Source organism: Nitrosospira lacus (genome assembly GCF_000355765.4).
In the GTDB taxonomy this organism is placed as follows: Bacteria; Pseudomonadota; Gammaproteobacteria; order Burkholderiales; family Nitrosomonadaceae; genus Nitrosospira; species Nitrosospira lacus.
This window is the reverse complement of the sequence record NZ_CP021106.3, coordinates 2,442,883-2,456,211: the sequence shown is the minus strand read 5'-3', so window position 1 is coordinate 2,456,211 and position 13,329 is coordinate 2,442,883. Positions and strand designations below refer to the sequence as shown.

The 13,329-nt window shown below is 44.3% G+C and carries 9 protein-coding genes, 1 tRNA gene and 1 pseudogene; 4 read left to right on the top strand and 7 right to left on the bottom strand.

What is annotated here, in order from left to right; all coding sequences use genetic code 11:
- Positions 1 to 393: 393 nt before the first annotated feature.
- The gene (locus EBAPG3_RS11145; protein ID WP_004176017.1) at positions 394 to 654 is read right to left on the bottom strand and encodes a hypothetical protein; all 261 of its coding nucleotides are present in this window, start codon (positions 652 to 654) and stop codon (positions 394 to 396) included.
- A gap of 1,190 nt (positions 655 to 1,844) precedes the next feature.
- Complete coding sequence (locus tag EBAPG3_RS11140; RefSeq protein WP_004176024.1) at positions 1,845 to 2,642, bottom strand: hypothetical protein; 798 nt, start codon at positions 2,640 to 2,642, stop codon at positions 1,845 to 1,847.
- A 134-nt stretch (positions 2,643 to 2,776) separates the two neighbouring features.
- On the opposite strand from EBAPG3_RS11140, the gene EBAPG3_RS11135 reads away from it, so the two are divergent.
- The 4 genes from EBAPG3_RS11135 to EBAPG3_RS11120 all read left to right on the top strand — a co-directional run bounded on the left by EBAPG3_RS11135 (position 2,777) and on the right by EBAPG3_RS11120 (position 6,484).
- Entirely contained in the window at positions 2,777 to 3,355 is a 579-nt protein-coding gene (locus EBAPG3_RS11135) for a hypothetical protein (protein ID WP_040851706.1), read from the top strand.
- Positions 3,356 to 3,578: 223 nt separating this feature from the next.
- Positions 3,579 to 3,782, top strand: a complete 204-nt coding sequence (locus tag EBAPG3_RS11130; protein WP_004176031.1) for a helix-turn-helix transcriptional regulator — start codon at positions 3,579 to 3,581, stop codon at positions 3,780 to 3,782.
- A complete protein-coding gene (locus EBAPG3_RS11125; RefSeq protein ID WP_004176034.1) occupies positions 3,779 to 5,428 on the top strand; it encodes a replication endonuclease in 1,650 nt (549 codons plus the stop codon). The genes EBAPG3_RS11130 and EBAPG3_RS11125 overlap by 4 nt, the downstream gene beginning before the upstream one ends.
- Positions 5,370 to 6,484 (top strand): IS3 family transposase gene (locus tag EBAPG3_RS11120; RefSeq protein WP_418304113.1). Its coding sequence is split into 2 segments (ribosomal slippage): positions 5,370 to 5,631 and positions 5,631 to 6,484, totalling 1,116 coding nucleotides; the frame shifts between segments, so codons are not numbered across the junction. Before EBAPG3_RS11125 ends, EBAPG3_RS11120 begins: the two co-directional genes overlap by 59 nt.
- Positions 6,485 to 6,498: 14 nt before the next feature.
- On the opposite strand, the pseudogene EBAPG3_RS11115 reads toward EBAPG3_RS11120, so the two are convergent.
- From EBAPG3_RS11115 to EBAPG3_RS11095, 5 genes and pseudogenes are all read right to left on the bottom strand, one after another.
- Positions 6,499 to 6,729: pseudogene (locus EBAPG3_RS11115) on the bottom strand (transposase); the annotation flags it as partial.
- Positions 6,730 to 6,865: 136 nt separating this feature from the next.
- On the bottom strand, positions 6,866 to 9,157 hold the full coding sequence (locus EBAPG3_RS11110) for an nSTAND3 domain-containing NTPase (RefSeq protein WP_004176037.1): 2,292 nt from the start codon (positions 9,155 to 9,157) through the stop codon (positions 6,866 to 6,868).
- A complete protein-coding gene (locus EBAPG3_RS11105) occupies positions 9,154 to 11,256 on the bottom strand; it encodes an ATP-dependent nuclease (RefSeq protein WP_004176039.1) in 2,103 nt (700 codons plus the stop codon). Before EBAPG3_RS11105 ends, EBAPG3_RS11110 begins: the two co-directional genes overlap by 4 nt.
- A gap of 540 nt (positions 11,257 to 11,796) precedes the next feature.
- Positions 11,797 to 12,723, bottom strand: a complete 927-nt coding sequence (locus EBAPG3_RS11100; protein ID WP_040851686.1) for a PEP-CTERM sorting domain-containing protein — start codon at positions 12,721 to 12,723, stop codon at positions 11,797 to 11,799.
- A gap of 419 nt (positions 12,724 to 13,142) precedes the next feature.
- Positions 13,143 to 13,218: transfer RNA gene (locus EBAPG3_RS11095), tRNA-Asn, on the bottom strand.
- Positions 13,219 to 13,329: the final 111 nt, after the last annotated feature.

Below are 13,329 nucleotides of genomic sequence, written 5' to 3'. Positions count from 1 at the left end.
ATGATTTCTTGCCCGCTTCGATCAATTCGCCGTGTTATCCCGGCTTTATTGCCGTTCCCGCCATCCCCCGCTTTTCGACGACATCCACCACGTCATAAATCTTGCCCCGTGTCGCAACCCTGAGGTCATTTCAGCAAAGCTTAAATTCGGGTTGATTATCGAGAATAACGTGCTGCGGAAGCAGATCAGGTTGATCGAGATCGCATCACGAAACCTACGACTGGAGAAGAAAGGGGGCACATCACACGTGTAGCAATTTACTTGATCCTTATTACAGCATCTTTACATGCTCCATGTGATTTTTTGAGTGTCACTCGTTTTTCTTTAAGGCCAACATTGGTGTATCGTTTCCGCAAACGGCATTTATTTCGTACAATTCTCAGAACCGCGCCATCAACGGATGCTCTGCCTTTTTATCTTTTTTTCCAGCTTTATCAGACGCTTGTTCAGCTCCATGTAATCCTCGATTTTTGTTGCCACAAAGAATCGGGTGGCAGTAATGGCTGCGCTAAGCTCAGTAACCTTGGTTGCCAAATCCGCTCGCGTTTCAGCTTCAGGAATTTCACCCAAGATTCGCTGGATATGATTAAAGTATTCGGCAATATCCGTTTCATTCTGACTTTCGATAGGAGCCTTAAGCGAGGAATTCGACATATTTGTTCAAATAGAGGTAAATACGTATCATGAGTCCCATTCGAGAAATCTTACTAAAAGCCCTTAAGGGCTGTCTTTTGGGTGAATAGATTTCATCGCTTCAAGAGATTCAGAAATATCGATCTTATATAAATTTGCCAACGCCAACAATCCCCAGAAACGTCTGCCGGCTGATCCAGCCGATCCAAGACCGATCATCGGCATTAGTCGAATCGAGGACACATACCACAGCCAACGTTATATGAAAGCATTGTGGTTCTATCAACAGTATATAATTTTGCGAAGTGATGATACCACAATGTGGAGCGCAAATAGACACCGTGGATCTACCAATATTGTAATAAGTGGTTAAAATAACAACCACAACCCGGAAAGAGTGTTGATCGAGTGTCATGTCATACATATCCACAATATTTTTGATAATGAACGGCTCTATAAAAATTTGCGGCTAATCACGCGCTCATCTCCTCTCACTCAAACCCGCTTCGGCGGGTTTTTATTGTCTTCCTCTTTCGGTTACCTTCGCCGGAACTCTCTCTTGGCTATGGCCTGCTGTGATACGCGATGCGGCGGAGCATGGCGATAGACCGTTCCAAGCCCTTTCTAGGATCACTTTTATACTATTGCCCGTAGCTGAAAAAATATTTCATATGCTCGAGCTGCACGGAAGAAAGGCGCCAAATATGGCTGACCTCACGGGAATGCGTGCGAGAATTGAAGCGTCAATAAAATGAACTGAATTTGCAATTCGTGTCCCTCCAGGGAAGAGGAAATGTCCAATGTCAATTGATGAAATTGACGCACAGGAGAGAACGGATTCGATGCAGGATATTGTGAGTATTACGTGCAACCAGAATAAATGGGGGCCATCCTTTCTTCCTTCATCGATCAGATCGTAGCAATGAAGGATGAATCAGGATTGAGTTCTGTGTCAAAAAACTGATGAATAGACTGGATTAGTAAGGCATGATGGCTCCCCGATCGGGTCTCATTACGAACCACTAAACTTGAGATTGAATTTCCTATTCGCTTTGTTAAGAAAGCAGCTTAATTGCGGTAAGATTTAATTTGATAATGTAACTAAATTTGCTTACTAGATATCTGGGTTACAAAGTCTCTCCTACCTGTGTATCTTTAAATCTCCGAGTTTTTATGGGCCAGTAAGCAGTATTTCTCAAAGTGGCCCATTATTATTTTCTTGCTGGTTTCTCTTTAGGTTGAAAAACAATATGAACTTCGTCAAGAAGACGATTAACTATCGAGGTAGCGAGATCGCTCGATGGTAGGCCGGGTAATGGACTTTCAATTTTCTTACGCTGGAATATAGTCCGTTCTTCGATGTGAACATCGAATGCATCCTGTGTAAGTGCAGCACGCACTTCACTATCAAAACCTGGTGACTGGGCGTTATTAGCTGCGATCCGGATTCTATGAAATGCCAACTTATATTGTTCGTTTTTTGCAATCTCTCGCAAGTGAAGACGATATGTACCTCCAAGCAAAGCAATGATGAGAACCACAATTGCTCCTCCGCCATAAAGCATGTGGTCGGACAAAAGAGGTCTTTCGCTGTAGCTCTTTATACCCTCTGTCAATGCGTTCTGTTTTTGGGAAATCTCATTATTTACCTTTGCCAGTTGCTTATTTAGGTCAGCGAAATCGCTTTTCTGCGAGGAGCTCATTACTTGGTGATCGGCAACTATTTTTTGTAGTCGAGCCATCTCCTCGCTTAACTTATTGCGTTCATATCGAACGGCTTCCACTTCAGAACGAATTGTGAAATAATTTTGACTCCGACTTTCTAATTCGAGTTTACTTACTTGCAGTAAACCGGCGATTATTAATCCGGCTAATAACAATCCGACGATGACTTCCATGACGGGTGCATTGCTGTGTCTTACGATGTTCATTCGACAATCTTCTATCGCCTGATCAATTATTTTTTGACCGGCGTCTATTTCTTCATTTTGATTAATATTATTAGTCATTGCTCCTCTTTCATTTAAGACCTGACTGGGTCTAAGCTATGTGCATTACACGAGAAGAGGGCCTTGATGTTCGCCCATTCTTCGCCGTAATCCTCCCTGTTTCTGGCTTGCCATGATACGCGATACTCTGAAGCATGGCGATAGACCGTTCCAAACCCCTTTCCGAAATTACCTTTTACTGCTCGCCGTGCTATCGCACGTTCAAGGCGGCGCCAACGCGTGTTGAAGATGCGCCAGATCTGACGTATCACCCATTCACATACTACGGTAACTGCCCTCGGTGTGATGCGGAATGCGAGCAGGTCGGCTGGGAAAAAGGGCTGATGAAGGCCTGGGCGAATGCCACGGGTCCGCGTACTGAAGAGGGAAGAGCAGCAACCGCCGCTAACCTGGAAGGGCATCCCACCAAGGAAGAGGCGCAGCGTACGCGTTTTAATGCGATGAAGCACGGCCTTTCAGCGCGGACAGCCACTTACTTCCCAACCAAGCCAGATGGATATGCGTTTTGCAGCACATGTGATGTGGACCGAGTTTTCTGCGGCTCGCAGCCAGCATGTGTCAAGAAAACGGAGTTATTCATGCTGCATCACGCGGCATTCGATCAGCGTAATCCTAAACATTTAATGGGCATTTATTCAGACCTTCAGGCATCGGTCTTTGCATTGGTTCAGCAAATCATCCAGACCATTGTGACTGATGGGGTGAAGGTTTAAGCCACAAAGGGGAAAATGTCCCTTTGTGGCTTTTTCGTTTTATTTGCGCTTGACCGTCTCTTCTTGGTACCTAGCGGCAATTCAAATCTGCCATTGTTTGTCAAATCAAACTACACCTTGTTTATTCCTGCGCACATAAATATATCCCAGCGCGTAGCGGCATTCTTAGCATTTACTTAAATCAATAAGGTTTGCTCCATGCTCAACCAATAGGAGACATGGCATGCAAACGCAATTACTTAATACCACCCAGGCTGCTCATTATCTGGGTCTCAGCAAGGCATTTCTTGAACGGGACCGGTGGGCAGGGGCTCGCGTGCCGTTCATCAAGATCGGCTCCCGTGCCGTTCGCTATCGGTTGCAGGACTTGGAGTACTACATCGAGTCCTGTATCCGTAAATCCACCAGCGATACGGGCCGGAAATGATAGCCCATTCATGGCCGTTAACCGTGCCGGAAGGAGCCTATGTTATCGACGGCATTATTTATTTCCCGGAACAGGAAGAATTCAGTTCTGACCTGCTCAGCCGTCATCCCGATTGTTTGGCGTTCCCTATGCATGAGGAATATGTGCGTCTATATGATGCCCATGGGGAAGAAAAAGCCGAAGCTTTTCTTCATAAGCTTTCTAATGAGCTTACCAGTAAATCGTTAAGCCTTGATGCAAGCGATGAGGACATCGTTGCATTTGCTCGTATGTTGGCGGGCCGATTTTCCACCATGCAACTTCAGTTCAAAAACTCCGCTTACGCGGCGCGAGCCCTCTGCGATCTCGTTCAGAAGATATACGGTGTTACTCCGCCGTGGAGTGATAAAAAGGAAAAGAAACAGAAACCCTTCTCTGTAACAGTAACGGTAACAGGAAAAAATAACCCTGTAACAGGAATAAACGACCTCAATGAGCCTCTAACCGTTACAGGAGTTCCGGCACGTCTGGCTGATGAGTACTGGTGGCGTCGGGCACTACGCAAAGTCTATTGCAGAAAATTCGAACATGGCGCTATTCGCTTGGGACTGGTTCACAGCCGTAAAGGCAAGTACGTCAGTCACGAGACTTTAAAAAGACGCCAGAAACTGGATCGCCGTAACCGAGCCATTCTTGAACAGTGCATCGCGACAAACGAACGGGGGCAGGAATATACCCTTCAGCAATTGGCTGATGTTTCCGTATCGAATCCGAAGATTCGCCGCAATGAATTGATGGCTCGCATTGCAGGGTTTGATAAGGTTGCGCTGGCTCGGGGAGACGCTGGCGTGTTCTATACCATTACCTGCCCTTCCAAAATGCATGCAAGGTTTTCAGAAACGGGGCGCAAGAATCCAAAATATGAAGAGACCATTACCCCACGTCAAGCGCAAACCTATCTCACTCAGATATGGGCAAGAATGCGGGCCAAGCTGCACCGCATGGGCATACACGTCTATGGCTTCCGGATTGCCGAGCCTCAACACGATGGAACACCTCACTGGCATCTATTGTTATTCATGCCGCAAAATGACGTTAAACAGGTTGGGAACGTCATTCGAGACTATGCCATGCGTGAGGATGGGGATGAGCCTGGTGCCGCCAAGCACCGTTATAAAGAGGAACGCATAGATCGGTCAAAGGGTACTGGCGCTAGTTATATTGCGAAGTACATCGCCAAGAACATCGATGGTTATGGTCTGGATTGTGATATCGATGGAGAAGACCCCACAAGCGCGGCAGAACGGGTAAATGTCTGGGCAAGAACTTGGGGAATACGTCAATTTCAGCAGATTGGTGGGCCTTCTGTAACGCTATGGCGAGAGTTACGCCGTATGAGTGGGGTAGGAGTCGCCGAAGGACTACAAGAGCTCAGGGAGGCCGCAGATGAGGGCAGGTGGGACCGTTTTGTTACTTTGATGGGTGGACCCAATGCGAAACGTAAAGATTTCCCCATATCACTAGCCAAGCAGTGGAACCGTAAGCTTCCCCCTTTGAGAGACCAGCAAAAAGTAGAACTTTCTGGCAGGATTTTGCCTGGAGGTTCAAATGAAGAGATCACGATTTACGGAAAGTCAGATTGTAGGGATTCTGAAGGAAGCCGATAGCGGGGTTGCGGTCAACGAGATCTGGCGCAAGCATGGGATCAGTTCGGCGACCTACTATAAGTGGAAAGCCAAGTACGGCGGGCTTGAGGTTTCCGAATTGGTGCGTGTGAAAGAACTGGAAGCGGAAAACAGCCAGCTCAAGCGCATGTATGCGAACCTGGCGCTGGAGAATGAAGCGATCAAGGCGGTATTAAAAAAGCTGTAGCGCCGCCTGAGCGCCGGGACATGGTTTCCCGCCTGGCGCAGGATCAGAGGTTATCCGTAAGACGATCCTGCCAACTGGTGAACCTGTCACGGGCGGCGTATTACCGGGAAGAGAACAAGCTTGCAGCGCGTGATGCACCCGTAGTTGAAGCGCTCAATGCGGTGGTTGCCAAGCATGGCCGCTGGGGGTTCTGGAAATGTCACGACCGGCTGCGGCTAGCCGGTCATGCATGGAATCACAAGCGCACCTGGCGGGTGTATTGTGCCATGAAGCTTAATCTGCCGCGTCGCACGAAGAGGCGCTTGATCAGGCCGATGCAGCCGCTGGACGCACCGTTGTGGCCCAACGAGATCTGGTCGCTGGACTTCATGAGCGACAGCCTCTATCAGGGACGGCGATTTCGCACCTTGAATATTCTGGATGAAGGCGTGCGAGAGGCGTTGGCCATTGAGGTAGATACCAGCCTGCCGGCCCAACGCGTTGTGCGAGCTTTGCAACAGTTGGAAGCTTGGCGCGGACTGCCCAAAGCGATACGGCTCGACAATGGCCCCGAACTGACCTCGCAGTATCTGGCCGACTGGTGCAAGGACAAGGGTATTGAATTGCGTTTCATACAGCCGGGCAAGCCGAACCAGAATGCTTTCATCGAGCGCTTCAACCGGTCCTACCGGACCGAAGTGCTCGACAGTTGGCTGTTCACATCGCTTGAGGAAGTACGGGAAATCACGCACCAGTGGCTTCAGAGCTATAACGAAGAACGACCCCATGACGCGCTGGGAAGCCTGCCCCCGGCTGTGTTCCGTGAGCGTTTGCTCGCAGGGAAGAGTTCTACTTCTGAACTGTCTACTTGACGGGGAAGCTTACGATTCTCCAGCGCCAGGTTCGCATACATGCGCTTGAGCTGGCTGTTTTCCGCTTCCAGTTCTTTCACACGCACCAATTCGGAAACCTCAAGCCCGCCGTACTTGGCTTTCCACTTATAGTAGGTCGCCGAACTGATCCCATGCTTGCGCCAGATCTCGTTGACCGCAACCCCGCTATCGGCTTCCTTCAGAATCCCTACAATCTGACTTTCCGTAAATCGTGATCTCTTCATTTGAACCTCCAGGCAAAATCCTGCCAGAAAGTTCTACTTTTTGCTGGTCTCTCAAAGGGGGAAGCTTACGACCTTACATCAGATTAGTCTTGCACCCTTGGAGTTCTGTCAATAACTGTACGGCAGAATATACTATCTAGTGATCAACATCATCGAACACTGAACGTGCGCTAGAAGAAAAAGCAGTTTTTATATGATCCCGATAATCTTCATGAGGACTAGAATTATCCTGTATGTCAGATTTGATATCATCAATTACTTTATCTAAACTATTTAGACCTGCATCAATCATCGTTAAAACATCTTCATTTTGTTCAAACAAATCCTTTAATTCTCGAAAGGTCGTAATGAGAGGTGAAAAATGTTCGTCCGGGTCTCCATCGTCGTTATAAGAACGACGCCACTCGTCCACACAATTAGACAACCCAGGCAAAAGATTTATACGCACATCTTCGATGATTTTTAAATACTCGTCAGAAGTAAGTAATTTTCGAATTTGTGGGCTACTGAAACCACTATCAGGGGTCTCTATTGCCAATCTTTGTATTTCGTTAACATGAGTTTTGCGTAGATCCTCAGGTAATAAGCCAAACTCATTTAAACGTAAAATAACAAAAATATCTGAAACATATTCAATGTAGGAATAAATATGTAATGAGGAAATAAAATTTGGGTTAGTCGAAATGTATATTTCTAAAAATTCTTTTGTACAACGATTTGCCAAAAATTGATAAATACTGTCCTGGTACTCTCTTTTATTATTCATTAATAAATTTATTCTAGTTATTACTATTTCGAATCTATTTCTGGGTACAATTACTTTCACCCCTTCTAAACCAATATCTCCACAAGATACTTCTGCAAAGAGTTGGTGAACAGGTGTTCCAGCTAAATATAAGTCCATCAACTCACGGTTTTCGGAAAGAATTTCAGCAAAAGCATCTCTAATAGTTGGGTGTTTAAATTTCCAAGAATAATTTCCTTCGTTTTTTACCAGTATTAATAAACTCCCATTTAAGGACTCAAGAGTAGGTATCAAATTCGTCATTGAACCACCCATCAAAGCAACAAATTTCTGCTCTTCGTCCGTCAATGAGATAGGGCTAAGTAGATTACCGCTTCTTATAAATACTAGAGCTATTGCTGCCCTACTATATGGATCGAGAGTTCGTATGATCTCCTGTAGCAATTCCATTGGGTTGGCGACAAACCTTTCTATCGCGAATGGATTTAATGCTAGGTCTTTGGTGAAGGTGGGGTTGCCTAGTCTTCGAGAGATTTCAGGAGTGAACATTGAATTTTCTACCACGGCTGGCAAATAAGGCTTTATTGAACTTTTAAAATCCTTTGTTTGTGTGCCCAATCTGATGTGATTATAAAGAATCTGTTCACGCTCAGATTTGCTTAATTTTTGAACTTCGATAATAACTTGTGATTCTCTTAATAGTGGAAGAGCAGACTCTTTGAGCACCCTCCTAGCTGAGCGATAGATGTAATCTCTTGATGTAAATACAACCTTCGTCCCACGTCTAATCGCAGCTTGAATATGAGGAAGAGCCTTGTTCCATTCAATAGCGCTTTGCCAGTCAATTTGTGTTGCTCCGAAAGCATCGTCGATCCAAAAGAATTGTTTGGTTTCATTTGGATTGGAATGCCTTACGAAGTCATCAGCATCCCGAATTTTAACGGTAAAACAATTGAATTCATCTAAAGCTGCAACTGCCAATGCGGCAGCAATAGTGGACTTTCCACACGCAGGTTCACCTAATAATATGACAAAACCATGTTCTATTAAAGCTCTTGCACTTTTCTGGTAGGCATCCGTGATGACAAATTTAGCTAATTCATCACCTAAGGAACTTAATATTTCTTGCGCTTGAACATACGCTCTTTCATCCATAATTTGACTTAAATCACCTAAACCATAGATCCGAGGCACAAGCATCCGGAGTCGTGGAGATTCACTAATTATTTGTGAGATTCTTTCTGATCCATAGACGTTAAAGTTTTTTATATTTGATATAGCAAGAAATGCCGCCCGTATTAATTCCTCAGATTTCCCACTTAGGATAGCGTTAGTAAAAAGGAAATAATTGTCTGCTAACCCGCGATTAGCCAAACGTCTAACTTTAGCTAATTCGTCTGACAAATCGGATAGCGTAAGACTTGATCCTACACGAGAGGAGAATTTGCATTGAACTGTGAATGCTCCTACAAAGCTATCTGTGGGCGAAGGATTCCACATTCCATGAAAAGCTCCGTCCCGACCACCATCATTTGTATCACTAAAAGCCTGAACGGATTGGCCCCATATTTCAGCTGTTATTGAAACGCATAGATGTTGGAACGCTTTCCAGCCTAACGAATGAAGCTCGTAAGTTACATTACCAGCTTGAACAGTACTTTTTGAACTTACGATATTCTTCATAATCCCTGAAAAATATGTTCAAAAATTTCAACTAATTCGGGTGATCTCCCGTTCGCAAGAGGCATACTTAAACCCAATACATCAGCTTTAGTTTTAATTAAAGAAGCCGCCAGAATCGCCCTTTCAGGCTTAGTTCCTTTTTTGGGAACTGTATTGGGATAATAATCTTCAATAGCCCCTCTTGAAAAAATATAAATTCCTTCTTCTTTTAAAGAATCTAACAAAGGCAATAGAGCTGATGCTGCTAATGGATCTTGCTTACATGCTGCCACTCGGGCACTTTCAGATTCCCAATCAAAAAGCTCATCAAGCTCATCCAGTGCCTTTTTATCAATTAATTGTGTCTCTTGCATTTTTCTAAGTATTGTTTTTGCGAGAATATACTTCTGATGCCATGAATCTTGATTGACTTTATCTTTGACTTGGCTGGTTGTTGGCTCACACCTCAAATCTGCAGCTTTGATACGCTCATCGATATTTCTAACTGCAGCATTCTTGATTTCGGTAACACCTGGAGTGGCCCCTAGATGATGATAGCCATTAAAAATCACATCCAGATCTGCAACAATTTTTACCCTAATACCAAATTTCTCGAAAAAACCTCGATACCTTGAAAAGTTGCCTTTTCCTGAAACTTTTACTAGTGCAATGCTTTTTTGTTCGAAATCCCAAGATGGATTGATTAATTTAGCTAGATGCTTTGAAAATGAATCATCAGATTCACCTTCGAACAAGACCACTTGTGTGCTAAAGAATGCAGCATCAGCATTTTCGAATTTCGCTAATTTAAAAACCTCTGCACTTCCTGCATCCAATTTAAAGTTTACATCATACAAAAGACATATTGACTTCGGGGAATCTTCTATTTTTGCGACTCTTACAAAATTTGCGGTAACTCCAGGAGCAAAAAAAAAGGGTGAGTGTGTTGTCACTACCACCTGGTGAGACTTTGAGATGGTAGCTAAAGTACCGAAAAGAACTTTTTGTGATTTCGGATGTAGATAGAGTTCTGGTTCTTCAAATAAAAAAATTAGGGGATGTTCAGCAGGATCTTCTTCTTGCCTTTCTTTTTTACTTAATTGATGAACGTATGCTCTCAATAAAGAAAACGTCAAAGACCGTTTTATACCATCGCCTTTATTATCAATTAAATCATGAGCACCGTCGTTTACGAAAATTTGGGCTGTATGCAAAATTGTTTTCAGTTCGGGAGGAGGTATGCATAACTCAAGTTTAACTCTAGGAAAGTTTTCACTCAAAAAACCTTCTACAAGATTTTCTAAATCTTTAACATTTTGATGTCGGTTATCTATGACTTTATCATCAGCAATCACTTTGTTAAAAATCTCATTTAATCTTTTTAAAGACTCGTTTATAGACCCAAGGTCTGGAGTCATTTCTTCTAATAAAAGCCCTAATAAACGGCCAAATGAGGTTGTTTGTGACGTCTTTAGATCATCAGTTAAGTTCTTAACGGCAGGAATGTAAATGGCTTCAGGTAACAAAGCCGTTATTGATGAGCTTATCCCCGATGGCAAAGGTGCCTCATCTAGCGCAAAATGCGATGAGTCAAGTTTAGAGATGCATTCATCTAGATAGGTTTTGGCTTTAGAGATAGTTAAATCAATTGGCACCAACTCTAATAATTCAGGGTAAGTTTTTTGAAATATTTCTTTGAGTTCTACCCCTTTTTTTCCTTTCAAAAGTCCGTCAATGCAGGCTTTTCTATAATTTTCATTTATAGGGGTTTTTCGAAGAACTTTGACTTCTACCTTTTGACCGAATTTATAGCGAACGATTAGAATTAACGTACCTTCATAGATTATTTCTTCTATTTTTGAGCGGTGTTCTTGAGCTAAACGTTTAAGGTGATCATTTGATATTGCAGAAAAACGTAATGTCAGTTCTACAGGTACCGCCTGATCATAAAAGAGTGTTGATGCAAGGGTGGTTGGACGTGTCAAACCAATTACAATTGCTTGCAAAACTGAAGATTTACCAGCGTTATTTTCACCCACTAAACAAGAAAAATCAGTTGCCCGAAACGTACCTTCTTTAATCCCTTTAAAATTTAGGATATGGATTTCTTCAAATTTCAATTCCGAATGCCCCTATATTTGTTATCCGTCTAAGCAATCTTTTACTCGTTATGGAACTGCTACTGGTGCAAGTATAAGAAACTAAGGGTCAAGGAGGAATAGAAAAATTTAACTTAGCAATTTTTCATTCCAAATATAGATTTTCGAACTTGTAATTCCCACAGCCTTGATATGAGGACCCCCAGGCTAGAATATAGGAACAGAAGAAAGGCATTTCAGGAAGGAAGTCATTTCGCAGAGTTATTTGGGCAATGCTACTATTATGCATTGCATGATTTGTCTACTATAGGGCTACTAAGAAAGGACAAAGACTTCCAATGCAATGGTAAGTCTCTGTTTTATTGGCTCCCCGATCAGGCCTCACTACGAACCATTCGGCTTGAAATTGAATTGCCCCTTCGCTTTGTTAAGAAAGCAGCTTAGCTTGCGAAATTTATTACCTCATTCAAGCGCTCAAAAATCAAGTGAAAGCTCGCCGAGCAGTACACATCCGGGCGGCGATAGCATGGATGCGGATAAGCACGGACTTTTGGTCCCTTGTCACGTAGCTCGCTTTCGTTGTCGCCAACCATAGCTGAGCAGACCAAGGGTGCCGATAGCGACTAGGGTGATAGTGGTTGGCTCCGGCACTGTTTGGGCTTGGGCCAAGTAATCAGCTTCCCCCCCGAATTGGTAGGTAATCTGGTTGACACCCAATGGAAGCTGTGGAAAAAGCGACGCAGAAATGGTGAAGTCACTACTGAGTGTATGAATACCACCTGAGCTTATGACGCTACTCAGAAACTGGTTATGAATAACATTATCATCCAACCCTAACACCGGATTGCTATGGAAAGTGAAGGAGGAGAGGCTAGGGCTGGAGGAATCAGCAACCCAAGAAAAATTCCATAGTGGATCGACTAGCAAACTGGTTGCGTATATTCCTGAGATCGAAGCGGTAGCAGTATCATGAGTAGTAGCCGCGGCTGCAACGGTCAAGCCTGACTCAAGCATGAGGCTAAATATGATTTCAGGCGTAAAAGCAGGATCAAAAAAAAGGGTATAGTCCGCGGGATCTGCAATGTGAGCGACGGCAAGAGCAAACTCATCGCCGGCCTGAGTATTAATTCTCGTCACGCTGGCTGAACTGGGGCTCGTATCCCAGACTCCGGGACTCCACTTTATATCAGCGTTCGCTTTCGCATTGTAAAACTCTCCCGTGGCGTTAGAGCTTAGAGAAGCGCTTCCAGTTGCTGGAGTGTAGGGATTGGGTGTGGGCCCCTTTGGATCGGACATACTTCCAGCTCTGGCTTGGGTTGACAAGATAGAGTTTCCTGTAGGACCTGTTCCTCCAGGTAAAACATGCCGACCTGTTGTCGCAGCTCTTTGCTTCCCATCTGCTCTGTCTTCGATTAGATCAGCTCTTGCTGACGCTGCAACCAACAGCATGAAACTGATCATAAAAATTTTGATACTAATACTTTTCATGGCATAACCCCCTCTATACGGACATTTGTGAACACGACATAGCACTCTACGACTCTGCACAGGGCAAGAGCTGCTGCATGTCACCAACAGGACGTATCCAACATGCGCAACCTTAATTGACTGGGAAGCGTCCCGAGCTTACCAGTTAATCAAGAGACCCATAGGTCCAGACATATTATTAATATAGACTGGGTTTTGATCGTTTGCTGCCGTCATTATCTAAATCCTCGCACAGAAGACGCTATTGATACTGGATCTGGCAATTCATCCACTTTAACGACAAGCGCCATCCCAGGGGGAGATACTCTCCCACCTGCAATAGTGGGGTTTTAGGGGTTACTTTTGGACGCAAATCCGGGCATAAGTTCTGATACCCCCTCGGGGTTATCATCGCAACTATTTGGATTTATTGGAGGTTTTGGCTCCCCGACCAGGGCTCGAACCTGGGACCTGCGGATTAACAGTCCGTCGCTCTACCGACTGAGCTATCGGGGAATTGAAGAGGTGCATATACTAATTGTTTGAAGCTCGTCGGTCAATCAAATAAGCCTAAGATGTCCGATTTATGGGGTTATGGCCATCCTGTTTACTGTTTTAATCGTGATA

Bases quoted from the DNA above. Each gene is read 5' to 3' on its own strand.
- EBAPG3_RS11140 (WP_004176024.1), bottom strand. From the start codon at position 2,642: ATGACTAATAATATTAATCAAAATGAAGAAATAGACGCCGGTCAAAAA.
- EBAPG3_RS11130 (WP_004176031.1), top strand. From the start codon at position 3,579: ATGCAAACGCAATTACTTAATACCACCCAGGCTGCTCATTATCTGGGT.
- EBAPG3_RS11135 (WP_040851706.1), top strand. From the start codon at position 2,777: ATGGCGATAGACCGTTCCAAACCCCTTTCCGAAATTACCTTTTACTGC.
- EBAPG3_RS11100 (WP_040851686.1), bottom strand. From the start codon at position 12,723: ATGAAAAGTATTAGTATCAAAATTTTTATGATCAGTTTCATGCTGTTG.
- EBAPG3_RS11110 (WP_004176037.1), bottom strand. From the start codon at position 9,157: ATGAAGAATATCGTAAGTTCAAAAAGTACTGTTCAAGCTGGTAATGTA.
- EBAPG3_RS11145 (WP_004176017.1), bottom strand. From the start codon at position 654: ATGTCGAATTCCTCGCTTAAGGCTCCTATCGAAAGTCAGAATGAAACG.
- EBAPG3_RS11125 (WP_004176034.1), top strand. From the start codon at position 3,779: ATGATAGCCCATTCATGGCCGTTAACCGTGCCGGAAGGAGCCTATGTT.